The 24,418-nt window shown below is 64.0% G+C and carries 21 protein-coding genes; 10 read left to right on the top strand and 11 right to left on the bottom strand.

Annotated features, from left to right (window positions below; translation table 11 throughout):
- The first annotated feature begins 222 nt into the window (after positions 1-222).
- The 7 genes from rsfS to P6U25_RS01990 all read left to right on the top strand — a co-directional run bounded on the left by rsfS (position 223) and on the right by P6U25_RS01990 (position 6,301).
- Positions 223-516, top strand: a complete 294-nt coding sequence (gene rsfS, locus P6U25_RS02020; protein WP_407152732.1) for a ribosome silencing factor — start codon at positions 223-225, stop codon at positions 514-516.
- Between the two features lie 50 nt (positions 517-566).
- Complete coding sequence (rlmH, locus tag P6U25_RS02015; RefSeq protein ID WP_407149778.1) at positions 567-1,049, top strand: 23S rRNA (pseudouridine(1915)-N(3))-methyltransferase RlmH; 483 nt, start codon at positions 567-569, stop codon at positions 1,047-1,049.
- A 124-nt stretch (positions 1,050-1,173) separates the two neighbouring features.
- Positions 1,174-2,457 (top strand): murein hydrolase activator EnvC family protein, encoded by a 1,284-nt coding sequence (locus P6U25_RS02010; protein ID WP_407149777.1) that lies wholly within the window; start codon positions 1,174-1,176, stop codon positions 2,455-2,457.
- On the top strand, positions 2,454-3,824 hold the full coding sequence (locus tag P6U25_RS02005) for a S41 family peptidase (protein WP_407149776.1): 1,371 nt from the start codon (positions 2,454-2,456) through the stop codon (positions 3,822-3,824). The genes P6U25_RS02010 and P6U25_RS02005 overlap by 4 nt, the downstream gene beginning before the upstream one ends.
- A gap of 162 nt (positions 3,825-3,986) precedes the next feature.
- Positions 3,987-5,195: a divergent polysaccharide deacetylase family protein gene (locus tag P6U25_RS02000; RefSeq protein ID WP_407149775.1), complete on the top strand. Its 1,209-nt coding sequence runs from the start codon at positions 3,987-3,989 to the stop codon at positions 5,193-5,195.
- Positions 5,196-5,275: 80 nt separating this feature from the next.
- Positions 5,276-5,779 carry an RNA pyrophosphohydrolase gene (locus P6U25_RS01995; RefSeq protein ID WP_407149774.1) on the top strand — a complete coding sequence of 168 codons (504 nt, stop codon included), beginning with the start codon at positions 5,276-5,278 and terminating at the stop codon, positions 5,777-5,779.
- A gap of 21 nt (positions 5,780-5,800) precedes the next feature.
- Positions 5,801-6,301 (top strand): RNA pyrophosphohydrolase, encoded by a 501-nt coding sequence (locus tag P6U25_RS01990; protein WP_407149773.1) that lies wholly within the window; start codon positions 5,801-5,803, stop codon positions 6,299-6,301.
- A gap of 146 nt (positions 6,302-6,447) precedes the next feature.
- Here the strand turns inward: P6U25_RS01990 and P6U25_RS01985 are convergent, their stop codons facing one another.
- From P6U25_RS01985 to P6U25_RS01965, 5 genes are all read right to left on the bottom strand, one after another.
- The gene (locus P6U25_RS01985; RefSeq protein WP_407149772.1) at positions 6,448-6,855 is read right to left on the bottom strand and encodes a F0F1 ATP synthase subunit epsilon; all 408 of its coding nucleotides are present in this window, start codon (positions 6,853-6,855) and stop codon (positions 6,448-6,450) included.
- A gap of 116 nt (positions 6,856-6,971) precedes the next feature.
- Positions 6,972-8,414 (bottom strand): F0F1 ATP synthase subunit beta, encoded by a 1,443-nt coding sequence (gene atpD / locus P6U25_RS01980; RefSeq protein ID WP_407149771.1) that lies wholly within the window; start codon positions 8,412-8,414, stop codon positions 6,972-6,974.
- Between the two features lie 26 nt (positions 8,415-8,440).
- Complete coding sequence (locus P6U25_RS01975) at positions 8,441-9,319, bottom strand: F0F1 ATP synthase subunit gamma (RefSeq protein ID WP_407149770.1); 879 nt, start codon at positions 9,317-9,319, stop codon at positions 8,441-8,443.
- Positions 9,320-9,410: 91 nt separating this feature from the next.
- Positions 9,411-10,940 carry a F0F1 ATP synthase subunit alpha gene (atpA, locus tag P6U25_RS01970; RefSeq protein WP_407149769.1) on the bottom strand — a complete coding sequence of 510 codons (1,530 nt, stop codon included), beginning with the start codon at positions 10,938-10,940 and terminating at the stop codon, positions 9,411-9,413.
- The gene (locus P6U25_RS01965; protein WP_407149768.1) at positions 10,940-11,500 is read right to left on the bottom strand and encodes a F0F1 ATP synthase subunit delta; all 561 of its coding nucleotides are present in this window, start codon (positions 11,498-11,500) and stop codon (positions 10,940-10,942) included. The genes atpA and P6U25_RS01965 overlap by 1 nt, the downstream gene beginning before the upstream one ends.
- Before the next feature lie 610 nt (positions 11,501-12,110).
- Between P6U25_RS01965 and P6U25_RS01960 the strand changes: the two genes are divergently transcribed.
- Positions 12,111-12,608, top strand: a complete 498-nt coding sequence (locus P6U25_RS01960) for a septal ring lytic transglycosylase RlpA family protein (protein WP_407149767.1) — start codon at positions 12,111-12,113, stop codon at positions 12,606-12,608.
- A 120-nt stretch (positions 12,609-12,728) separates the two neighbouring features.
- Here the strand turns inward: P6U25_RS01960 and P6U25_RS01955 are convergent, their stop codons facing one another.
- Positions 12,729-14,939 (bottom strand): primosomal protein N', encoded by a 2,211-nt coding sequence (locus tag P6U25_RS01955; protein WP_407149766.1) that lies wholly within the window; start codon positions 14,937-14,939, stop codon positions 12,729-12,731.
- Between the two features lie 213 nt (positions 14,940-15,152).
- Between P6U25_RS01955 and P6U25_RS01950 the strand changes: the two genes are divergently transcribed.
- The gene (locus P6U25_RS01950; RefSeq protein WP_407149765.1) at positions 15,153-16,139 is read left to right on the top strand and encodes a tyrosine recombinase XerC; all 987 of its coding nucleotides are present in this window, start codon (positions 15,153-15,155) and stop codon (positions 16,137-16,139) included.
- A gap of 159 nt (positions 16,140-16,298) precedes the next feature.
- Complete coding sequence (locus P6U25_RS01945; RefSeq protein WP_407149764.1) at positions 16,299-16,889, top strand: DUF4337 domain-containing protein; 591 nt, start codon at positions 16,299-16,301, stop codon at positions 16,887-16,889.
- Between the two features lie 257 nt (positions 16,890-17,146).
- On the opposite strand, the gene P6U25_RS01940 is transcribed toward P6U25_RS01945, so the two are convergent.
- The 5 genes from P6U25_RS01940 to P6U25_RS01920 all read right to left on the bottom strand — a co-directional run bounded on the left by P6U25_RS01940 (position 17,147) and on the right by P6U25_RS01920 (position 24,376).
- Complete coding sequence (locus tag P6U25_RS01940) at positions 17,147-17,677, bottom strand: hypothetical protein (protein WP_407149763.1); 531 nt, start codon at positions 17,675-17,677, stop codon at positions 17,147-17,149.
- Positions 17,678-17,715: 38 nt separating this feature from the next.
- Positions 17,716-19,116 carry a dihydrolipoyl dehydrogenase gene (gene lpdA, locus P6U25_RS01935; RefSeq protein WP_407149762.1) on the bottom strand — a complete coding sequence of 467 codons (1,401 nt, stop codon included), beginning with the start codon at positions 19,114-19,116 and terminating at the stop codon, positions 17,716-17,718.
- 71 nt (positions 19,117-19,187) lie between these two features.
- Positions 19,188-19,934 (bottom strand): SDR family oxidoreductase, encoded by a 747-nt coding sequence (locus P6U25_RS01930; protein WP_407149761.1) that lies wholly within the window; start codon positions 19,932-19,934, stop codon positions 19,188-19,190.
- 76 nt (positions 19,935-20,010) lie between these two features.
- Positions 20,011-21,261: a 2-oxoglutarate dehydrogenase complex dihydrolipoyllysine-residue succinyltransferase gene (gene odhB / locus P6U25_RS01925; protein ID WP_407149760.1), complete on the bottom strand. Its 1,251-nt coding sequence runs from the start codon at positions 21,259-21,261 to the stop codon at positions 20,011-20,013.
- Positions 21,262-21,415: 154 nt separating this feature from the next.
- Entirely contained in the window at positions 21,416-24,376 is a 2,961-nt protein-coding gene (locus tag P6U25_RS01920) for a 2-oxoglutarate dehydrogenase E1 component (protein ID WP_407149759.1), read from the bottom strand.
- Positions 24,377-24,418 lie beyond the last annotated feature (42 nt).

The raw sequence follows: 24,418 nt of genomic DNA, 5'->3' as shown, positions 1-24,418 counted from the left end.
ACATGCGTAGTATGATGTGTGGGCGCCGAGGATTCGGCACCCGCGATACAGTGAAAGGAATGGTCCCTGGCCACATCTGTATTGTCCAAGTCTGTTTTACCCAAGGTTCCCAAGACTGCGCGTAAAACATCGACGAAAAACGCGGCCTTGCAGGCGCAACCGGACGCCAACAAACCGGATGCCGACAAGACGCTGAGCCTGATCCTCTCCCGCCTCGAGGATATGAAGGCGGAAGAGACGGTCACCATCGACCTCCGCGGCAAATCTGCATATTCCGATTACATGATCATCACCTCGGGCCGGGCCAACCGGCACGTCGGTGCGATCGCGGAAAATGTGACGAAGGGCCTGAAGGAAAACGGGGTCAAGAGCATCCATGTCGAGGGCTTGCCCAATTGCGACTGGGTGCTGATCGATTCCGGCGACGTGATCGTGCACGTGTTCAGACCCGAGGTGCGTGAGTTCTACAATCTCGAGCGGTTGTGGGCTCAGAACCCGGCAGTCGCGGCGGTCTAAGGCCTATCGAAGCCGATGCGAATCGGCGGCAGCGCAGCTAGTCTGCGTTGATGCGCTTCGTTGTGATTTGCATCGGCCGCCTGAAGCAGGGCCCGGAACGGGAGCTCGCCGAGCGCTATCGCGAGCGCTTCGACGACATCGGCCGCAAGCTCGGCTTTCGCGGCATCGAGATTCATGAAATCGCCGAAAGTCGCGCGCGTGATTCCGCCGCGCGCATCGCCGAAGAGGCTGCGGCGATCTCCGCTGCGCTGCCTGGAAAGCATCTGCTGGTCGCGCTCGACGAACGCGGCAGGAGCATCGACAGCGCAAGCTTCGCCCAACAGCTCGGCCGCTGGCGCGACGAGGGAATTGCAAATACAGTCTTCGTGATCGGCGGCGCGGACGGACTTTCGCCCGAATTGCAGCGCAAGGCATCCTTACGTATTGCATTCGGCTCCGCGACCTGGCCGCATCAAATGGTCCGCGTCATGCTCCTGGAACAGATCTATCGAGCCGCCACCATTCTGGCTGGCCACCCCTATCACCGCGCATGAATGCCGTAACGGACAGTCGACAGCGCTGAACAAAACTGGGATGCACCACAGGCGGGACATAGTTTCGTATTTGCGCGCCGCGCGTCGCGGATGGCTGCCCACAGCATTGTCTCTGTCGATCGCCATGCTCGCCGCGACCCCGCCGGCGCATGCGCAAGCCGCGCCGCCCGAGCAACAGGCGGCGGTGACGACGGCATCGCCCGACGCCATCAAGCAGCGCGAACAGGAGCTTGAGGCCGCGCGCGAGCAGCAGCGCAAGGCGACCGAACTGCAGGAGAAGCTGAAGGCCGACATCGCGGCGATCGGCCAGGACCGCAGCAAGCTCAACCAGCAACTGATCGACATCGCCGGCCAGGTGCGAAGCGTCGAGACGCGGATCGCGGACGCCGAGACGCGCCTGCAGCCGCTCGACGGCCGCGAGCGCGACATCCGCGCCTCGCTCGATTCGCGCCGCGCCGAGATCATCGAAGTGCTCGCCGCGCTCCAGCGTGCCGGGAGACGGACGCCGCCGGCGCTTCTGGTGCGGCCCGAGGATGCGCTGCAATCGCTGCGCACCGCGATGCTGCTCGGAGCGGTGGTGCCGGAGCTACGCGGCCGCGCCGAGAAGCTTGCGAGCGACCTCGGCGAGCTGGTCGCGCTGCGCAAAACCATCTCGACCGAGCGCGACGCGCTGGCACGCGATCGCGACAAGCTCAAGGAGGACCAGACCCGTCTCACGGCGCTGGTCGACGAGCGGCAGCGGCAGCAGGCCGCTGCCGAGAAGGACATGGAGGCTGAAGGCACCCGCGCTATCGCGCTGTCGAAGCAGGTCGGCGACCTGCAGAGCCTGATCGCCAAGATGGAGCAAGATCTGAAGAGCGCGGCCAAGGCCGCCGCCACGGCCAATCTCCAGGGTGCGCCGGCAACCGTCAACGGCAAGCCGAATCTGGACGCCTTCAAGAACCCGGCCCGGATGAGCCCGGCAGTCGCCTTCGCCTCGGCCAAGGGCCTGTTCTCATATCCCGTGAACGGCAGCAAGATTCGCGATTTTGGCGGTTCCGACGGCGCGGGTGGCGTACAAAAAGGCATTTCTTTGGCGACCAAGGCCGGTGCGCAGGTCACAACCCCGTGTGACGGCTGGGTCGTTTATGCGGGTCCTTTCCGCAGCTACGGACAACTCTTGATCCTCAACGCCGGGGGCGGGTATCATGTCCTGATCGCCGGGATGGAGCACATTTCGGTTAACATCGGCCAGTTTGTACTTACGGGGGAGCCGGTAGCGACCATGGGGTCGACATCCCAAGTCGCATCCATTCTCGCGACCAATGCGAGCCAGCCAGTGCTCTATGTCGAGTTCCGGAAAGACGGCACTCCAATCGATCCAGGTCCATGGTGGGCCGCAAATGAAGGCGAAAAGGTTCGCGGATGATGCGCAAGACTTCTGTAATTCTCCTCAGCGCCGCCACCGGCGCGGCACTGACGCTTTTCGTCACGCAGCCCCGCGCTGTGCTGATGGGATCGAGCGCGCGCGCCGCGACGTCTGACACCTACCGCCAGCTCAACCTGTTCGGCGACGTGTTCGAGCGCGTGCGCAGCGACTATGTCGAGAAGCCCGACGACAGCAAGCTGATCGAATCCGCCATTTCGGGCATGCTGTCCGGCCTCGATCCGCATTCCAGCTACATGGACGCCAAGAGCTTCCGCGACATGCAGGTGCAGACCCGCGGCGAGTTCGGCGGGCTCGGCATCGAAGTCACGATGGAAGACGGGCTGATCAAGGTCGTCTCGCCGATCGATGACACCCCGGCGTCGAAGGCCGGCATCATGGCCAACGACATCATCACCACGCTCGATGACGAAGCCGTGCAGGGCCTGACGCTCAACCAGGCCGTCGAGAAGATGCGCGGTCCGGTCAACACCAAGATCAAACTCAGGATCATCCGCAAAGGCCAGGACAATCCGATCGACGTCACGCTGGTGCGCGACAACATCCGCGTCCGTTCGGTGCGCGCACGGGTCGAGGCCGACGACATCGCCTATATCCGCATCACAACCTTCAACGAGCAGACCACCGAGGGCCTGAAGAAGGAGATCGCCAATCTGCAGGGCCAGATCGGCGACAAGCTGAAGGGCTACATCATCGACCTCAGAAACAATCCCGGCGGCCTGCTTGAAGAAGCGGTCACGGTGTCGGACTCGTTCCTGGAGCGCGGCGAGATCGTCTCGACCCGCGGCCGCAACGCCGAGGAAACCCAGCGGCGCACCGCCCATCCGGGCGACCTGACCAAGGGCAAGCCGGTCATCGTGCTGATCAACGGCGGCTCGGCGTCGGCCTCCGAGATCGTCGCCGGCGCGCTGCAGGACCACAAGCGTGCGACGCTGGTCGGCACGCGCTCGTTCGGCAAGGGCTCGGTGCAGACCATCATCCCGCTGGGTTCGGGCAACGGCGCGCTGCGCCTGACCACCGCGCGCTATTACACGCCGTCGGGCAAGTCGATCCAGGCCAAGGGCATCGTGCCGGATATCGAGGTGCTGCAGGACGTGCCGGACGAGCTCAAGGCCCGCACCGACACCAAGGGCGAGGCTTCGCTGCGCGGGCACTTGAAGACCAACGATGGCGACGAGAAGACTGGCTCGCAATCCTACGTGCCGCCGGACGCCAAGGACGACAAGGCACTGAAGATGGCCGATGACCTCTTGCACGGCATCAAGTCGACCTCGAGCGCGACGCCGGCGGCACCCGCGTCGGGCGACAAGGCCGCGGTCGACAAGCCGGCCGGCAAAGCCGCGAACTGATTCGATCAAGCGATCGTCTCGGCGAAAAGGCGACCCTCGGGTCGCCTTTTTGTTTTTGCGACCTCGACCGTCCGGTGCTCACCCCGTGCTTTGACGGGGAGGCGCGGTGCGCGGGAATGCACGGCATCGTGCTATCGTTCGCGCTGTTGATTCGGGGGGGCCATGGCAGAGGCGGCCGACGAACTGAGCACGCCGCTTGGGCAGGACACCGTGAGCAAAACGCGCCGGTTTCGCCTGCCGTTCACGGCGATGCAGGCGCTTGCCGCGCTGCTGGGGATCGTGCTGGTTGGCTTCGTCGGCATTGCACTGTTCAACGACAATCCTCTTGGCGGCGAGCCCATCGCCCATATTGCTCTGCGCAAGGCCCCGCCGGCGGCGGATGAAAAGCACTCGACGGCCAGCCCGGCCGCCGAGCCCGCGGCCAAATCCACGCCGAAAACGCCGACCGCCGCCGGCGACGTCAAAACGATTACGATCATCGATGGCTCCAGCGGCAAGCGCCAGGACGTGGTGATCGGCGGCAGCGATTCGACGAGCGCGGCCAATGGCGACGCGGCGGCCCCGGCAATGACCGGCGGCGATCCGCGCCTGCTGGAAAAATCCCGCTACGGCATGATCCCGGTGGTCGCCGACGGCCTGAAGCCCTTCACGGTTTATGCAGCCGACGCCGACCGCGCCAAGGCCGCCACAATGCCGGTCGTGGCCATCGTGGTCGCGGGCCTTGGCGTCGGTGCCGCGAAGACGGTCGAAGCCATCATGAAGCTGCCGCCGGCCGTGACACTCGCCTTCACGCCCTATGGGGCCGATCCCGGCAGGCTTGCCGAACGCGCCCGCACGCAGCGCCACGAGATCCTGCTCCAGATCCCGATGGAACCGTTCGACTACCCTGACAACGATCCCGGACCGCAAACCCTGCTGACCACACTCAACGGAGAGCAGAACCTTGATCGCTTCTACTGGCACCTGAGCCGCCTGCAGGGCTATGCCGGAATCGCCAATTTCATGGGCGCACGTTTCGTGGCGACCGACCCGGTGATGCAGCCGATCATGCGCGAGGCGGCCAAGCGCGGCCTCGGTTATTTCGACGATGGTTCCACGCCGCGCAGCGTCGCCCAGGCGCTGGCCACGAGCCAGGGTGTTCCGTTTGCCAAGGCGGATTTCAGCATCGACGCCGTGCCGACCTTGGCCGAGATCGACCGCACGCTGGTCAAGCTGGAGACGCTCGCCAAGGAACGGGGCGCGGCCGTGGGCGTCGCCTCGGCCCTGCCGGTCTCGATCGAGCGGCTCGGCGCCTGGATCAAGACGCTGGACTCCAAGGGCATCATGCTTGTGCCATTGACAACGGCCATGCTGAAATCAAAATCGAGCTGAAGATCAATCTGTTGGTGCTGCTTCAGACCCTGCCGGGGGGCGGGTTCGGACGGCCGGGGGGTATGGGAGGTATCGGCGGCATGGCACGTTATGAAGACCTGCCCTATCGAACCTGCGTCGGCATCATGCTGCTGAATGCGGCGGGACTGGTCTTCATCGGACGCCGGGCCGGCGGCATCGAACATGTCGACGAGGCTCATGTCTGGCAGATGCCGCAAGGCGGCGTCGATCCGGGCGAGGACACGTTTCAGGCCGCCAAGCGCGAGCTCTATGAGGAGACCAGCGTCAGGTCCGTGGAGAAGCTCGGCGAGGTCGCCGACTGGCTGATCTATGACATCCCGCGCACTGTTGCGGGCCGCGCCTGGAAGGGCCGTTATCGCGGCCAGCGCCAGAAGTGGTTCGCGCTGCGCTTCACCGGCAAGGACAACGAGATCAACGTTGCCAATCCGGGCGGCGGGCACAAGGCCGAGTTCATCTCCTGGCGCTGGGAGCCGATGAAGAATCTCCCCGAACTGATCGTGCCGTTCAAGCGGCCGGTCTATGAGCGCGTGGTGAAGGAATTCGCCGCTCTGGCGGCGAAGTAACGGTTCGGCACGTCTGTCTGCATGTCGTCAAGCAAACCCTATCGCCCTAACGTGGGTATCGCGCTGTTCAACGCCGCCGGCCGCGTGCTGATCGGCCACCGGTTCAAGGATGACGGTCCGGAGATCGTGTTGCCCGGTCTCGAATGGCAGATGCCGCAGGGTGGCATCGACGCGGGCGAAGATCCGCGCGAGGCCGTGATGCGCGAGCTCTGGGAAGAGACCGGGGCGGTCAGCGCCGACTATCTCGGCGAGACCGACTGGATGACCTACGAATTCCCACCCTATGCCGGACCGGCATCGCATCGGCTGGCGAAATTCCGCGGCCAGCGGCAGAAGTGGTTCGCGCTCCGCTTCACCGGGCGCGATGAGGAGATCGACCCGCTGACGCCGCGCAACGGCCAGCCCGCCGAGTTCGATCAATGGCGCTGGGAACGCCTCGACCGCGTCGCCGACCTCGTGGTCCCGTTTCGCCGCGATGTCTATCGGACCGTCGCTGCGCGCTTTGCGGAGTTCGCGGGTTAGAGCGTATTCGAGCGAAGTGGATACCGGTTCGCGTGAAGAAGACGCGTCAAACCAAGAATGTAGAGCAGCAAACAACAGCGCCCGCCAAGGGTCTGGCGAGCGCTGAATTGGTTCGGATATTAAGGCGATGAGCGGCCGGAGACGGCCTAATGCATCGCCGTCGTATTGAGCTCGTTCTGGATGCTCTTGAAGTGATCGAGACGCTCGATCGCATGATCGAGTTCTGACCCTTCCTTCTCGGCGAGCTTTTCCTGCATCTCGTTGATCGTCTCGGCGAACTTCACACGATCAAGATCGGCAATCGCCGTCGCGACGTCGGCGAGCACAGTGAGGCCCTTCTCAGACATCTCGGCGAGACCGCCAAGCACGATAACCTTCTCGCGCTTGCCGGCGGTGGTGACGGTCAGGATGCCCGGGCGAACCGCGGCGACGACCGGAGCGTGTCCGGCGAGGACGCCGAAATCGCCTTCCACGCCGGGGACGTCAACCTGATCGACCTCGCCGGAGAAGGCAAGCTTTTCGGGAGAGACGAGATCGAAATGGAAGGTGGCCATGGTCTTTCCGTTCTTTGCGCTGTCACCCGCGGGCTCGACCCGCGGGTCCATCAGTCAAAACAGTTCTCGTTCGATGGATCGCCGGATCAAGTCCGGCGATGACGACATCATGAAGCTTAGGCGGCCTCAGCCGCCAGCTTCTTGCCCTTCTCGACGGCTTCTTCGATGGTGCCGACCATGTAGAACGCCGCTTCCGGCAGGTGGTCATACTTGCCCTGGCAGAGGTCTCGGAAGCCCTTGATGGTGTCGGCAAGGTCGACGAACTTGCCCGGCGAACCGGTGAAGACTTCGGCGACGTGGAACGGCTGCGACAGGAAACGCTCGACCTTGCGGGCGCGCGCGACCGTCAGCTTGTCCTCTTCCGACAGTTCGTCCATGCCGAGAATGGCGATGATGTCCTGCAGCGACTTGTAGCGCTGCAGGATCTGCTGGACCAGGCGCGCGGTCTCATAGTGCTCCTGGCCGACGACGAGCGGCGACAGCATGCGCGAGGTCGAGTCGAGCGGGTCCACCGCCGGGTAAATGCCCTTTTCTGAAATCGCGCGCGACAGCACCGTGGTGGCGTCCAAGTGCGCGAAGGAGGTCGCGGGCGCCGGGTCGGTCAAGTCGTCGGCGGGCACGTAGATCGCCTGCACCGAAGTGATCGAGCCCTTCTGGGTGGTGGTGATGCGCTCCTGCAGCGCGCCCATGTCGGTCGCAAGCGTCGGCTGGTAACCCACCGCGGACGGAATACGGCCGAGCAGCGCCGACACTTCCGAGCCGGCCTGCGTGAAGCGGAAGATGTTGTCGACGAAGAACAGCACGTCCTGACCCTGGTCGCGGAAGTGCTCGGCGACCGTCAGACCGGTCAGGCCGACGCGAGCACGGGCGCCCGGCGGCTCGTTCATCTGGCCGAACACCAGTGCGCACTTCGACTTCACGCTCGGGTCCGGATTGTGCGGATCGGCGTTGACCTTCGATTCGATGAACTCGTGATAGAGGTCGTTGCCTTCACGGGTGCGCTCACCGACGCCGGCGAACACGGAGTAACCGCCGTGCGCCTTCGCGACGTTGTTGATCAGCTCCTGAATCAGCACGGTCTTGCCGACGCCGGCGCCGCCGAACAGGCCGATCTTGCCGCCCTTCGCGTACGGAGCAAGAAGATCGACGACCTTGATGCCGGTGACGAGAATTTCTGCTTCCGTCGACTGATCGGTATAGGTCGGCGCTTCCTGGTGGATGGCGCGCAGGCCCTCGGACTTGATCGGACCGGCTTCATCGATCGGCTCGCCGACGACGTTGATGATGCGGCCGAGCGTACCTTCACCGACCGGCACCCGGATCGGCGCGCCGGTGTCGGTCACTTCCTGACCGCGGACCAGACCTTCGGTGGTGTCCATCGCGATGGTGCGGACGGTCGATTCACCGAGATGCTGCGCGACCTCGAGCACCAGGCGGTTGCCGCCGTTCTTGGTCTCGAGCGAGTTGAGAATCGCAGGGAGGTGGCCTTCGAACTGCACGTCGACCACGGCACCCGTGACTTGGGTAATGCGACCGATCTGGTTGGCTGCTGTAGCCATGGACTGTTCTCCTTCGAAAATCTGCCTTAGACCGCCTCGGCGCCGGAGATGATTTCAATCAGCTCCTTCGTAATCATGGCCTGGCGGGTCCGGTTGTAGATCAGGGTTTGCTTGCGGATCATTTCGCCGGCGTTGCGCGTCGCGTTGTCCATCGCGCTCATCTGCGCACCGTAGAACGAGGCGTTGTTCTCCAGCAGTGCGCGGAAGATCTGCACCGCGAGGTTGCGCGGCAGCAGTCGGGTGAGGATCTCGTCCTCCTCCGGCTCGTATTCGTAGGACGTGTTGGGAGCCGCGTTGGCTGCGGGCGCAGTCACCTCCAGCGGGATGATCTGTTGCCCGGTCGGAATCTGCGCGATCACTGATTTGAAGCGCGAATAGAACAGCGTGCAGACATCGAATTCACCAGCGTCGAAGCGCGCCAACACCTTGGTGGCGATGTCTTCGGCATTGACGAAACCGAGCTGACGCACGGAGCGCAGGTCGAGATGCTCGACGATCTGTCGCTCGAAGGTCCGGCGGAGTTGCTCATAGCCCTTGCGGCCGACACAGAAGAACTTGACCTCTTTGCCCTGCGCGATCAGCGACTGCGCCCGCTCGCGCGCCAGGCGCACGATGGACGAGTTGAACGCACCCGAGAGGCCACGCTCGCCGGTGCAGACCAGCAGGAGATGGACCTGGTCCTTGCCGGTGCCAGCCAGCAGCGTCGGCGCACCCGGCGAACCGTTGGCCGCGGCGGCAATGTTGGAAATCACCGCGTCCATCTTGTCGGCATAGGGCCGCGCCGCTTCGGCGGCGTTCTGCGCGCGACGCAGCTTCGAGGCTGCGACCATCTGCATGGCCTTGGTGATCTTCTGCGTCGCCTTGGTCGAGGCGATGCGGACCCGCATGTCTTTCAGTGACGCCATTCTTCGTTCACCCCGGCGATCCGACCGCCAGGGTCAGATCGCAAGCCTCCGTTCGTCACGCCCGGCGGCGAGCCGGGCGACGCCCCATTTGTTATGCAAACGTCTTGGCGAAGCCCTCGACCACCGACTTTAGCTTGGCAGCGGTGTCGTCGGAGAGATCGCGGCTGTCGCGGATCGCGTTGAGGATCTCGACATTCTTGCCGCGCAGCAACGACAGCAGGCCATCCTCGAACGCCTTTACCTTGTTGAGCGGCAGCGGATCGAGGTAGCCGTTGGTGCCGGCCCAGATCACGCACACCTGCTCTTCCATCTTCAGCGGCGCGAACTGCGGCTGCTTCAGGAGTTCGGTCAGGCGCGAGCCGCGGTTGAGCAGGCGCTGCGTCGAGGCGTCGAGGTCGGAGCCGAACTGCGCGAAGGCCGCCATTTCGCGATACTGCGCGAGCTCGCCCTTGATCTTGCCGGCGACCTTCTTGGTTGCCTTGGTCTGCGCCGACGAACCGACGCGCGACACCGACAGACCGACGTTCACCGCAGGACGGATGCCCTGGAAGAACAGGTCGGTTTCCAGGAAGATCTGGCCGTCGGTGATCGAAATCACGTTGGTCGGAATGTAGGCCGACACGTCGTTGGCCTGGGTTTCGATGACCGGCAGCGCGGTCAGCGAGCCCGAGCCGTGCTCCTTGTTGAGCTTCGCGGCGCGCTCGAGCAGGCGGGAGTGCAGATAGAACACGTCGCCCGGATAGGCTTCGCGGCCCGGCGGGCGGCGCAGCAGCAGCGACATCTGGCGGTAGGCGACGGCCTGCTTGGAGAGGTCGTCATAGATGATCACGGCATGCATGCCGTTGTCGCGGAAGTATTCGCCCATCGTGCAACCGGTGAACGGCGCGATGTACTGCATCGGCGCCGGATCGGACGCGGTCGCGGCAACAACGATCGAGTATTCGAGAGCGCCCTGCTCCTCGAGCACCTTCACGAACTGCGCAACCGTCGAACGCTTCTGGCCGACCGCGACATAGACGCAGTACAGCTTGAGGTTCTCATCCGGCTGGGCGTTGAGCGGCTTCTGATTCAGGATGGTATCGAGCGCGATCGCGGTCTTGCCGGTCTGGCGGTCGCCGATGATCAGCTCGCGCTGGCCGCGGCCGATCGGAATCAGCGCATCGATCGCCTTGAGGCCGGTGGCCATCGGCTCGTTGACCGACTTGCGCGGAATGATGCCGGGCGCCTTGACGTCGACGCGCTTGCGCTCGGCGGCCTGAATCGGTCCCTTGCCATCGATCGGGTTGCCCAGCGCGTCGACGACGCGGCCGAGCAGCCCCTTGCCGACCGGCGCGTCCACGATGGAGCGGGTGCGCTTGACGGTCTGGCCTTCCTTGATCTCGCGGTCGGCACCGAAGATCACGATACCGACGTTGTCGGTTTCGAGATTGAGCGCCATGCCGCGGGTGCCGTTCTCGAACTCGACCATTTCACCGGCCTGGACGTTGTCGAGACCGTAGACGCGGGCGATACCGTCACCGACCGACAGCACCTGCCCGACTTCGGTAACCTCGGCTTCCTGGCCGAAATTCTTGATCTGGTCCTTGAGGATCGCGGAAATTTCCGCGGCGCGGATGTCCATCAGCCTGCCTCTTTCATCGCGTTCTTGATCGAATTGAGTTTGGTGCGAAGCGAACCATCCACCATGCGGCTACCGAGCTTGACCACCAGGCCACCGATAATGGAGGGATCGACCTTCACGTTGAGCGCGACGTCCTTGCCCGTCACCGATTTCAGTGCGGTCTTCAGCGCGTCGAGATTCTTGTCACTGAGCTGCTCGGCGACGGTGACTTCGGCAGTCGCCTCGCCCTTGTACTTCGCCACCAGCGCGCGATAGGCGCGGATCACATCAGCAACTGCGAACAGCCGGCGATTGGCAGTGAGCACTTTCAGGAATTTTGCGGAGGTGCCCGAGATACTCGACTTGTCGAGCACAGCGGTCAGCGCCTTCAATTGCGCGTCCGCGGAGAACACCGGGCTGCGCACCAGGCGCTTGAGATCGGCACTTTCGTTCAGCAGAGCTTCGAACTTGTCGAGATCGGCCCTCACTTCATCGACGGATTTTTCGTCGCGCGCCAACTCGAACAAGGCCGTTGCATAACGACCGGATACTCCCGAAACCGACGGATCTTCAGCAGCCACGAGCTCGCTCTTTTTTGCTGTCAAACTCGCAAGGGAAAAACCGTCGCCACCGAAAGCAGCGCCTAGCGATCCAAGCCCTTGGAATTCAAGCGGGACTTCGATTTTCGACCGGCACGGGACGTGCCGGGACCGTTAAAATCGCGGCTTTGCTAACATAGCAATCGCGCAGGTGCAACATGACGGCATGGGCTGGTGCCGCCTTGTCGCACGGCCGCCAGGTCGCCGTGCGCGCAGATCGAATCGGGGAAATTCTCTGCTCGGAAATTGCCAAGCCCGGATTAGTTCCATCACAAATCTGCATGGCTCCATGCATGGCAACGCAAGGAACCGATCGCCCGCATGGGTTCCATTTGGCGATTACTTACTGAAAACTTACCTCGGGGTCGTTAAACAGTATTCGTAAGTATTGCAGACCTTAAAAATTGGTTAAAGCGCAAGATTACGGAACCTGATGGAGTAGCCCAAAGCGGTAACAAGATATTTCAGCCGGAGATAATCCGGATTTACTGCCCAATTCGCGCCTCATTGGGAAACCAAACGGCCCGGGTCAACGAAGGGACGGGGGTTCCACTTGCCACGTTCGTGGCAATACTGTCTGAGGGTCTTATCAATGCTGAATACGAAGAAGGCGATGCTGGGGAATGTAACCCAGTCGCGCACGGCGCTCGCATTTGTCGCCGCTACGCTCTTGATCGGGGGCAGCGTCACCGAGGCGTCCGCGAAGTCGAGGCATCATCATCACCGCTATCACCAGCATCACCACGCCCGCGCCGAAACCTCTGCTTGGCGCAACACCAACGCATCGATCGCTCAGCCGACCGGCGGCCACATGTTCTCGGGGATGGCCTCCTTCTACGGCAATGAATCCGGTAGCCGCACCGCTTCGGGCCAGCGTTTCAACCAGAATGCCATGACCGCAGCCCACCGCTCGCTGCCGTTCGGCACAAGGCTCCGCGTCACCCACGGCGGCCGCAGCGTCGTCGTCACCATCAATGATCGTGGCCCGTTCGTCCGTGGCCGCGTGCTCGACCTCTCCACCGGCGCAGCTCGCGCCATCGGCCTCACGGGTGCCGGCGTCGGCCGCGTCACCGCCGAGGTCATCTCGTAAGCGTTCAGTAAGCGTTGCGTTGCGTACCGGCCGCTAGGCCTGCCTCGCGCGCCAAAATGGCCTGCCGTCGCGAATGACGGCAGGCGTTTTTGTTTGCGTCCACCGTCACGTGCATACGAACTACAAAAAGCTCTGCGGATCGACATCGATCTCGAGCTTCAGATTGCCCTTGGTCTTGGGACCCGCGGCCAACCATTCGCGCAGATAGTGCGACAGGTCGACATTGCGCAGCGACTTCACCAGCAGACGGAAGCGATAGCGGCCCTTGATGACCGCAAGCGGCGCCTCGGCGGGGCCGAGCACCTGGATTCGCTCGTCGAGCGGTGCGACTGCGGCGAGCTTGCGCGCAAAACCTTCCGCCGTGGGACGATCGCCGGCCGAGATGATCAGGCTCGCCAGCCGGCCGAACGGCGGATAGCCGGTGCGTTCCCGGATCTCGATCTCGCTGGCGTAGAACGCCTCGCGGTCATTCGCTATCAGGGCCTTGATGACGGGATGCTCCGGCTGATGCGTCTGCAGATAGCCGACGCCGCGGCCTTGCTCGCGACCGGCGCGACCCACCACCTGATTCAGAAGCTGAAACGTGCGCTCGGCGGCGCGTGGATCGCCGTTGCTCAAGCCAAGGTCGGCATCGACCACGCCGACCAGATTGAGCCGCGGGAAATTATGCCCCTTGGCGACCAGTTGGGTGCCGATGATGATGTCGACGCGTCCTTCCGCGATCTCGTTCAGCTCGCTGCGCATGGTCTCGATCGAGGTGATGAGGTCGCTGGACAACACCATGGTGCGGGCCTCCGGGAAGATGCTCGCCGCCTCCTCCTGCAGCCGCTCGACGCCGGGACCGACAGCGACCAGCGATTCCTCGGCCGCGCAATGCGGGCAAATGTTCGGACGCGGCATCGAGAAGCCGCAATGGTGGCACACCAGCCGCTGGCGGAAGCGATGATCGACCAGCCAGGCGTCGCAGATCGTGCAGGCAAAGCGATGGCCGCAGGCACGGCACAGCGTCAGCGGCGCATAGCCACGGCGATTGAGGAACAGCAGTGCCTGCTCGCGGCGCTCGATCGCGTAGCGGATCTGCTCGGCCAGCGGCGGCGAGATGAAGCGGCCACGCGGCGGCGGCGCGCGCCGCATGTCGATCGCCTCGATATGCGGCATGTGCTGGCCGCCGAACCGCGAGGGCAGCGCCACGCGCTGATAACGGCCCTTGCGCGCATTGACCTCACTCTCGACCGACGGTGTGGCGGAGGCGAGCACGATCGGGATCCTCGCGATATGCGCCCGCACCACCGCCATGTCGCGGGCGTGATAATGCGCACCGTCGTCCTGCTTGTAGGCCTGGTCGTGCTCTTCGTCGACGACGATGAGACCAAGATCGGCATAGGGCAGGAACAGCGCTGAACGGGCACCGACCACGACCGGCGCCTTGCCCTCCGAGATCGCTGTCCAGTTGCGCGCGCGCGTGCGTGGCGTCAGTTCGGAATGCCACTCGAGCGGCCGCACCCCGAAGCGCTGCGCGAAGCGGGCGAGGAACTGGCCGGTCAGCGCGATTTCGGGCATCAGGATCAGCGACTGCTTGCCGCGCCGGATGTTTTCGGCGATCGCCTCGAAATAGACCTCGGTCTTGCCGGAGCCGGTGACACCGTCGAGCAGCGCGACGTGAAAGCTGCCGCTTGCGGCAAGCGTCCGCATCACATCGACCGCGCTGCGCTGCTCGCGCGAAAAATCAGGCTGCGCGAAAGATGGATCGGGAGGCGGCGGCGCCTGTGGCGGCGGCAGCACCTCGATCGTCAACGTGCCCTCGTCGACCAGCCCGTCGATCACGCCTGAACTGACGCCAGCCTCCCGCGCCGCGTCCGACTTGCCATGCAGCAGACCATCCGACAGCACCTCGATCACCCGCCGGCGCGCCGGCGTCAGCCGCCGCGGCGGCTCGCCGACCAGGCGCACGCCGAGGCGGGTGCGTTCGGGCCCGAGATGCTCGCCCATGCGCAGGGTCATCCGCAGCACCATGCCGCGGGCCGACAGAGTATAGTTGGACACCCAATCGATAAGCTGGCGCAGTTCCGCCTTCAGCGGCGGCAGGTCCAGCTTCTCGCTGACGTCCTTGAGCCGGTTGTGCAGCCGCGGATCGGGATTTGCGTTCTCGGCCCACACCACCGCGACGACCTCGCGCGGCCCCAGCGGAACGCAGACGACATCGCCCGGCGCCAGCTCCATGCCACGCGGGATCCGGTAGGAATAGGTCTGGTCCAGCGCCACAGGCACCAGCACGTCGACGACACGCGTCATCGATGTGGAAGTCGTATTGCTGCGCGTCGCGTGGTCCATCCGAGAATCGATCTTTGAGGCGCGGCAGGCTAGAGCATTTTCGGTTCTGATTGAATCAGAACCGAAGCTCTAGATTCTTGTTTTGACGCGTTTTCTTCACGCGAACCGGTATCCACTTCGCTCGAAAACGCTCGAGTGCCGCCCCGGCCAGTTAGCGAACGGTAAACGAAACCGGTGCGATATAATCAAGGGAATCGCAACGCCAATAGCGCCATGGCCAAAACAAACCAGGCAAGCACGGAGCCGGCGACCCAGCCGCTCGACCTCGAATACGTGGACGCAAGTGTCACGCAGGAAATGACGCGCTGGCTGTCGCATTTGCGCGCCGAGCGACGGCTATCGCCAAAGACGCTCGAGGCCTATGCCCGCGATGTTCGCCAATGCCTCGCCTTCCTGGCCGGACATTGGGGCACCCAGGTGACGCTCGCGGGTTTCGCCGCCCTGGAGGCCAGCGACGTCCGCGCCTTCATGGCGATGCGGCGCGCGGACGAAATCGGCGGGCGGTCGCTGATGCGGGCGCTGGCGGGTTTGCGCTCGTTCGGGCGCTTCCTGGAACGCGAGGGCAAGGGCAAGGTCGGCGCGCTCTCGGCCATTCGTGCGCCGAAGATCGTCAAAAGCCTGCCGAAGCCGATTCACATCGAAGCGGCCAAGCGTTTCGCCGACGCCGACGAGCGGGCCGGCGAAGCCCGCGAGACCTGGATCCTGGTCCGTGACGCCGCCGTGATGGCCTTGCTCTATGGTTCGGGCCTGCGCATCTCGGAGGCGCTCGGATTGAAGCGCCGCGACGTGCCGAAGCCGGGCGAGGGCGACGTGCTGGTCGTCACCGGCAAGGGTAACAAGACCCGCATGGTGCCGGTGTTGCAGAACGTGCTGCAGCTCGTCGCGGACTACGTGGCGATCTGCCCGCACCAGCTCAGCCCGACAGGGCCGATGTTCGTCGGTGCGCGCGGCGGCCCCTTGAGCCCGCGCATCATCCAGCTCACGATGGAACGGCTGCGCGGCGCGCTCGGCCTGCCCGACAGCGCGACGCCGCACGCGCTGCGGCATTCGTTTGCCACGCATCTGCTGAGCCGCGGCGGCGACCTGCGCGCGATCCAGGAACTGCTCGGCCATGCCTCGCTGTCGACCACGCAGATCTACACCGGCATCGACAGTGAGCGCCTGCTCGAAGTCTATCGCTCAGCGCATCCGCGCGGGTGAGGCGGCGGGCCGCCTTCAACTCTCACGCAGATTGTTTTGATCGCCGCAGCGACGCCGTTCATATTCATGCGTCTTCACACGTCCGCCATAAATCGCGCGCCCCTTGCGTTGCACGCTGCATTCGGTAATCGTGCACCGGTCTGATCCGGAGGGGGAATCATGAGCGCACATGAGAGTATGGAGCACGCGGAGCATGCCGAGCATGCGTCCGGCGAGAACAAGAAGATCGCGCTTCTGATCGCCGTGATTGCGTTGTGCCTGGCCCTCTCGGAGACCCTCGGCAAGGGCGCTCAGACCGAATCGATCAGCAAGAATGTCGAGGCCTCCAACCTCTGGGCGTTCTTCCAAGCCAAGAGCATCCGCCGGACCGCCGTGCAGACCGCGGCCGAGCAGGGCAAGCTGAGTCTTGCCGGCGCGACCGACGACGCCACCAGGGCGACGCTCCAGAAGCAGATCGACGAATGGCAGAAGACCGCCGCACGCTATCGCTCGGAGCCGGAAACCGGCGAAGGCACCGAGCAGTTGGCCGAGCGCGCCAAGCATGCCGAGCATGAGCGCGACGAGGCGACGGCGAAGTATCACCACTTCGAGCTCGCCTCCGCCGCCTTCCAGATCGCCATCGTGCTGGCGTCCGCGACCATCATCACCGGCATGCTCGCGCTAGCCTGGGTGTCAGGCCTGCTGACGCTCGCCGGGATCGCGATGACCGCGCTTGGTCTCTTCCAGCCGCACTTGCTGCCGCTGCACTGAGGCGTCGGGGCAGCTCACGCTGTTCGCCAATTCTCTCCTGTCATGCCCGGCTTCGGGCGGGGCATCCAGAGCATGATCCGGAAAAGTGTGAAGCGGTTTTCCGAAAAGATCATGCTCAAACAAAGAGCTGAAGCGCAATGACGATTCAACCCAATCTCATCGCGCTTTAGTACGCCACAGCCCCTCGGTTGTTATGCCGCTGTCTCTGGAATACTGGGGTCGTCCAGTCAAGCCGGACGACGACAGCAACATACCGCTCAGCGCGCCTCATGCACGCTCTTGCGGAAGCGCGCGATCAGGCGGAGCGTGCGCGCCGTCCATCCGTCACCGTTGCCGCGCAGGATCTCGCGGATGCGCTGCTTGATCGGCTCGACGATCGCCGTCGCCTTGGCGCGCATCGCCATCACGAACTCATAGAGCGCCTCGAACCAGGGCATCTCCATCAGCTTCGGCCGCGTCACGTCGAAGATGAAGGCGGTGACGCCGACGCTGAGAAATTTCGCAAACAGAATGGTCGAGATCGCACCCAGCCAGTATTCGTGGGTCAGAAGCCACAGGCCGATCAGCTTGAGCGGAAACAGCGGAATGATCGGGACGACGAAGACAATCAGCGTCATCGCCGGTGACAGCGAGTCGACCCGCTCGGCCAGCCATTGCTTGAACGCGCGCAGCGGAATCGCCGCCACCACGCGCGCCACGATCGGCTCGAGGTGGTCCCATAGCCATGCTTCGATCAGAAAGACGATCGCAAGCAGGACCCAGAACGGCTGCAACAGACGGCGCAACATCTAGATCATCCCGACCCCGGCTTGGCGCCGGACATCGGTCACATATGGATGGCGCGTTTGCCCACCGCAAGCGCGGCTTCCTTGACGGCTTCCGAGCGGGTCGGATGGGCGTGGCACGTGCGCGCCAGATCCTCTGCCGAGCCGCCGAATTCCATCAGAACGCAGGCTTCATGGATCATTTCGCCGGCTTCGCGGCCGACAATGTGCACGCCAAGCACCCGATCCGTCTTCGCATCGGCGAGAACCTTCACGAAGCCGTCCGTGGTCTGGTTCACCTTGGAGCGGCCGTTGGCGGTAAAGGGAAACTTGCCGACGGTATAAGCGATGCCTGCCTGCTTGAGATCTTCCTCGGTCTTGCCGACCGACGACACTTCCGGCGTGGTATACACAACGCCTGGAATGACGTCGTAATTCACGTGGCCAGCCTGACCCGCGATGATCTCGGCGCAGGCGACGCCTTCGTCTTCCGCCTTGTGCGCCAGCATCGGGCCGGCGACGACGTCACCGATCGCATAGATACCCTTCACATTGGTCGAGAAGTGCGAATCGATCTCGACACGGCCGCGGCTGTCGAGCGCGACACCGGCGTCCTTCAGCCCGAGGCCTTCGGTGTAGGGCACACGGCCGACGCACACCAGCACGACATCGGCTTCGAGCGCCTCAGCCGCACCGCCCGCGGCGGGCTCGACCTTCACCGACAATGTCTTGCCCGAGGTATCGACCGAGGTGACCTTGGCACCGAGCTTGAAGACGAATCCCTGCTTCTCCAGCATGCGCTGGAATTGCTTGGCCACTTCGCCGTCCATGCCGGGCAGGATGCGGTCGAGGAATTCCACGACCATGACATCCGCACCGAGGCGGCGCCAGACCGAGCCGAGCTCGAGCCCGATCACGCCGGCGCCGATGATCAGCAATTTCTCCGGCACCTTCTCCAGCGAGAGAGCGCCGGTCGACGAGACGATGCGCTTCTCGTCGATATCGATTCCCTTCAGCCGCGCGATGTCCGAGCCGGTGGCAATCACGATGTTCTTGGTCTCGACGACTTCAGCCTTGCCGTTGCCGGAGACCTCGACCTTGCCGGCGCCGAGGATCTTGCCGGTACCCTTGAGCACGTCGATCTTGTTCTTCTTCATCAGGAACTCGACACCCTTGACGTTGCCGTCGATGCCCTGCTGCTTGAAGTTCATCATCGAAGGAAGATCGAGCTTTGGCGCCGAGACGCTGACGCCCATCTTGGCGAAGGAATGCGCGGCTTCCTCGAACATCTCGGAGGCATGCAGCAGCGCCTTCGAGGGCATGCAGCCGACGTTGAGACAGGTGCCGCCGAGCGTCGCGTTCTTCTCGACCACGGCCACCTTCATGCCGAGTTGCGCTGCGCGGATCGCGCAGACGTAACCGCCGGGTCCGGTGCCGATGACGACGAGATCGTAAGAAGCCATGATGGAAGTCCTGTAGCTAAACACTGTGACAGTTAGTGAGAGAACCGGTTCCTGCTTGTCCGGATCATGCTCTAGCGACCGCCTGACACGTCGAGGGTCGCGCTCGTGACATAGGACGCCTCGTCCGAGATCAGCCAGACGATGGCGTTGGCGATTTCCTCGGCAGTGCCGACGCGCTTCATCGGCACCATGGGCGCGAGCCGGTGCGCGCGATCGGGCTCGCCGCCCGAGGCGTGGATTTCGGTATCGATCAGACCGGGACGAATGCCGGCAACGCGAATGCCTTCGTCGGCGACCTCGTGACCGAGGCCGACGGTGAAGGTGTCGATCGCGCCCTTGGACGCCGCGTAATCGACATAGGTGTTGGCCGAGCCGAGCTTAGCCGCGACCGACGACAGGTTGACGATCACGCCACCCTTGCCGCCCTTCTTGGTCGACATCCGCTTCACGGCTTCACGGGCGCACAGGATGCTGCCGGTGACGTTGACCGCCATCATCCGCGCGATGCGCTCCGCGGTCATGTCCTCGACGCGAATCGACGGACCGACGATGCCGGCGTTGTTGACGAGAGCGCCGAGCGTTCCGAAGCCGTCGGCAGCCTTGAACAGCGCCAGGATATCCTGCTCGCTGCCGACGTCGCACTTCACCGCGATCGCCTTGCCGTTCTTCGCCTCGATGGCGGCAACGACCTCGTTGGCCGCGGCCTGGTTGGAAGCGTAGCCGACGACCACGCGATAGCCGCGCGCAGCGGCCGCGAGCGCGGCGGCGCGGCCGATGCCGCGGCTGCCGCCAGTGATGACAACGACCTTGTCCGTCACGTCAACCTCCAAGCGTGTGTGAGTGAAGATCCGATCGCGATGCCCGAACTGATCGGGCATCGCGTGCGTCGTGTCCTCAGAGGTCCAGCACCAGGCGAGCCGGGTCCTCCAGGCTCTCCTTGACGCGCACCAGGAAGGTGACCGCTTCCTTGCCGTCGATCACCCGGTGATCGTAGGACAGCGCCAGATACATCATCGGGCGTGCCTCGATCTTGCCGCCGACCACCATCGGCCGCTCCTGGATCTTGTGCATGCCGAGGATACCGGATTGCGGCGCATTGAGGATCGGTGTCGACATCAGCGAGCCGTAGATGCCGCCATTGGTGATGGTGAAGGTGCCGCCCTGCATCTCGTCGATCTTGAGCTGGCCATAGCGGGCGCGGCGGCCGTAGTCGGCGATTCCCTTTTCGATCTCGGCGATCGACTTGTGGTCGCAGTCGCGCACCACAGGCACCACCAGGCCGCGGTCGGTGCCGACCGCGACGCCGATGTGATAGTAGTTCTTGTAGATCAGGTCAGAGCCGTCGATTTCGGCGTTGACGGCCGGGATATCCTTCAGAGCCTGCACGACGGCCTTGGTGAAGAAGCCCATGAAGCCGAGCTTGGCGCCGTGCTTCTTCTCGAACGCGTCCTTGTACTGCGCGCGCAGCGCCATGACGTTGGTCATGTCGACCTCGTTGAAGGTCGTCAGCATCGCGGCGGTGTTCTGCACATCCTTGAGGCGGCGGGCGATGGTCTGGCGCAGCCGCGTCATCTTCACGCGCTCCTCGCGCGCGGCGTCGTCAGCCGGCGATGGTGCGCGGACCTGCACGGCGGCGGCCGACTGATTGACCGGGGTCGGCGCCGAGGCAGCCTTTTCGATCGCAGCCAGCATGTCACCCTTGGTCACGCGGCCGTCCTTGCCCGAACCGGGAACGGTGGAGGCATCGATACCACTCTCGGCCGAGAGCTTGCGAACGGAAGGCGCGAGCGGCGTATCCGCAGGCGGCGCTTTCGGCGCAACCGCGGGAGCCGGAGCAGGGGCGGCGGGCGCAGCAGCGGGAGCCGCAGCCTTGGCGGGCGCGGCGGCCGCAGCCGGCTTGGCCGGAGCCGCGCCGTCATTGATCTGGCCGAGCAATGCGCCCACAGCAACCGTCTCGCCGTCCTTGGCAATGATCTCACCAAGCGTTCCTGCCGACGGCGCCGGAACCTCGATCGTCACCTTGTCGGTCTCCAGCTCCACGAGCGGCTCGTCCACCGCGACGGCCTCGCCCGCCTTCTTGAACCAGCGGCCGATGGTGGCCTCGGTCACGGATTCGCCGAGCGTTGGAACGCGAATTTCAGTCATGGTCTTTTCCTCGATAACCTTGCGGTCGCAAAATTTGTCCGGCCACGGTCCGCCAAAGCGAACGACCCGGTACTCCGTGACGACAGCAATTCTGCTGGATGACGCGGGATACCGGATGCCCCGCTTTCGCGGGGCATGGCTTCAGTGAAGGTCGTTAGTTCAGTGCGTCGTCAAGCAGCGCCTTGAGCTGCGCCAGATGTTTCGACATCAGGCCAGTGGCGGTTGCCGCCGACGCCGGCCGGCCGGCGTAGCGCGGGCGCCTGTTCGTCGCATTGATCTGGTTCAGCACCCATTCGAGATAGGGCTCGATGAAGTGCCACGATCCCATGTTGCGCGGCTCTTCCTGGCACCAGACCATTTCGGCGTTCTTGAAGCGGCCGAGCTCCTGCACCAGCGCTTTCAGCGGCACCGGATAGAGCTGCTCGATGCGCATCAGATAGATGTCGTCGATGCCGCGCTTCTCGCGCTCCTCGTAGAGATCGTAATAGACCTTGCCGGAGCACAGCACGACGCGACGGATCTTGTCGTCTGCCTTCAGCTTGATCTTCTCGTCCGGTAGCATCTGCGCGTCGTCGTACAGAATGCGATGGAAGGTGGCATTCTTGCCGAGTTCGTCGAGCCGCGACACGGCGCGCTTGTGGCGCAGCAGCGACTTCGGCGTCATCAGGATCAGCGGCTTGCGGATCTCGCGATGGAGCTGGCGCCGCAGCACATGGAAGTAGTTCGCCGGCGTGGTCGGATAGACTACCTGCATGTTGTCTTCGGCGCACATCTGCAAATAACGCTCGAGCCGAGCCGAGGAGTGCTCCGGTCCCTGTCCCTCATAGCCATGCGGCAGCAGGCAGACCAGACCGGACATGCGCAGCCATTTGCGCTCGCCGGACGAGATGAACTGGTCGAACACGACCTGCGCACCGTTGGCGAAGTCGCCGAACTGCGCCTCCCAGACCGCCAGCGCATTCGGCTCGGCCAGCGAGTAGCCGTACTCGAAGCCGAGCACGGCCTCTTCCGACAGCAGCGAGTTGATGACTTCGTAGTGGCCGGTGTTGTCACCGCCGAGGTGATTGAACGGCGTGTAGCGGCTCTCGTCCTCCTGATCGATCAGGACCGAGTGGCGCTGCGAGAAGGTGCCGCGCTCGGAATCCTGGCCGGACAGGCGCACGTGATGGCCTTCCTGCAGCAGCGAGCAGAATGCCAGCGCCTCGCCGGTCGCCCAGTCGATGCCGACGCCGCTGTCGATCGCCTTGGCGCGATTGTCGAGAAAGCGCTGGATGGTGCGATGGACGCGGAAGCCGTCCGGCACCTTGGTGATCTTGCGGCCGATGTCCTTCAGAACCGCGATGTCGACGCCGGTGACGCCGCGGCGGGCGTCCTCTTCCTGATCGGCGATCTTGAAGCCCGCCCACTTGCCGTCGAGCCAGTCGGCCTTGTTCGGCTTGTAGCCGGCGCCGGCCTCGAACTCGGCATCGAGCCGCGCGCGCCAATCGGCCTTCGCCTTTTCGACCTCGCCTTCTGTCAGCACGCCATCGGCAACCAGTCGCTTGGCATAGATCTCAAGGGTGCTCGGATGCGAGGCGATGCGCTTGTACATCACCGGCTGGGTGAAGGCCGGCTCGTCGCCCTCGTTATGGCCGTGACGACGGTAGCAGAACATGTCGATCACGACCGGCTTGTGGAATTTCTGCCGGAACTCGATCGCGACCTTGGCCGCGAACACCACCGCTTCCGGATCGTCGCCGTTCACATGGAAGATCGGCGCGTCGATCATCTTCGCGACGTCGGACGGATAGGGCGACGAACGCGAGTAGCGCGGATAGGTGGTGAAGCCGATCTGGTTGTTGACGATGAAGTGCAGCGATCCGCCGGTGCGGTAGCCCTTCAGGTCGGAGAGGCTGAAGCATTCCGCCACGACGCCCTGGCCCGCGAACGCCGCGTCGCCATGCATCAAGAGCGGCAGGACGGAGATACGCATATCCGGCGGATCGCCGTGCTGGTCTTGCTTGGCGCGCACCTTGCCCATCACGACGGGGTCGACGATCTCCAGATGCGACGGGTTTGCGGTCAGCGACAGATGGATGTTGTTGCCGTCGAACTCGCGGTCCGAGGAGGCGCCGAGGTGATACTTGACGTCGCCGGAGCCTTCGACCGAATCCGGATTGGCCGAGCCGCCCTTGAATTCGTGGAACAGCGCGCGGTGCGGCTTGCCCATCACCTGGGTCAGCACGTTGAGGCGGCCGCGATGCGGCATGCCGACCACGATCTCCTTCACGCCGAGATTGCCGCCGCGCTTGATGATCTGCTCCAGCGCAGGGATCAGCGATTCGCCGCCGTCGAGGCCGAAGCGCTTGGTACCGGTGAATTTGAGGTCGCAGAACTTCTCAAAACCTTCCGCCTCGATCAGCTTGTTGAGGATGGCGCGGCGCCCTTCCGGGGTGAAGCTGATCTCCTTGTCCGGCCCTTCGATGCGCTCCTGGATCCAGGCCTTCTGCGCCGCATTGGAGATGTGCATGAATTCGACGCCGAGCGTCTGGCAGTACGTCCGCTCGCAGATCTGGACGATCTCGCGCAGCGTGCCGTATTCGAGGCCGAGCACGTGATCGAGGAAAATCTTGCGATCGAAGTCGGCCTCGGTGAAGCCGTAGGAACGCGGATCGAGCTCCTCGCGATCACGCGGCGCCTCGATGCCAAGCGGATCCAGCTTGGCGTGGAAGTGGCCGCGCATGCGGTAGGCGCGAATCAGCATCAAGGCGCGGACGGAATCGCGGGTCGCCTGATGGACCTCAACGTCCGAGAGCTCGGCGCCCTTGGCCTGGGCCTTGGCGGCGAGCTTGGCGCCGACCGCCTTCTCGACTTCCGCCCAGTTGCCGTCGAGCGCCGACGTCAGCTCGTCACGCGGTGTCACCGGCCAGTTGTCGCGGCCCCAGGACGCGCCGTCGGCGTTCTTCCGGACGTCGGCCGGGGTGTCCTTCAGGCTCTTGAAGAAGTCCTGCCACTCGGCATCGACCGATCCTGGATCCTGTTCGTAACGGGCATAAAGGTCGTCGATGTAGGCGGCGTTGGTGCCCTGCAAAAACGATGAGAGGGCAAAAGCGGCGTTCGCGTCCTGGCGAGACATGAGGCAGTCCTGGTGATTTTTTTCGGTTCGCGCATAGAAGAC

The organism is Bradyrhizobium sp. ORS 86 (assembly GCF_045571475.1).
Taxonomy (GTDB): Bacteria; Pseudomonadota; Alphaproteobacteria; order Rhizobiales; family Xanthobacteraceae; genus Bradyrhizobium.
This window is presented reverse-complemented; position numbering and strand designations above follow the sequence as displayed.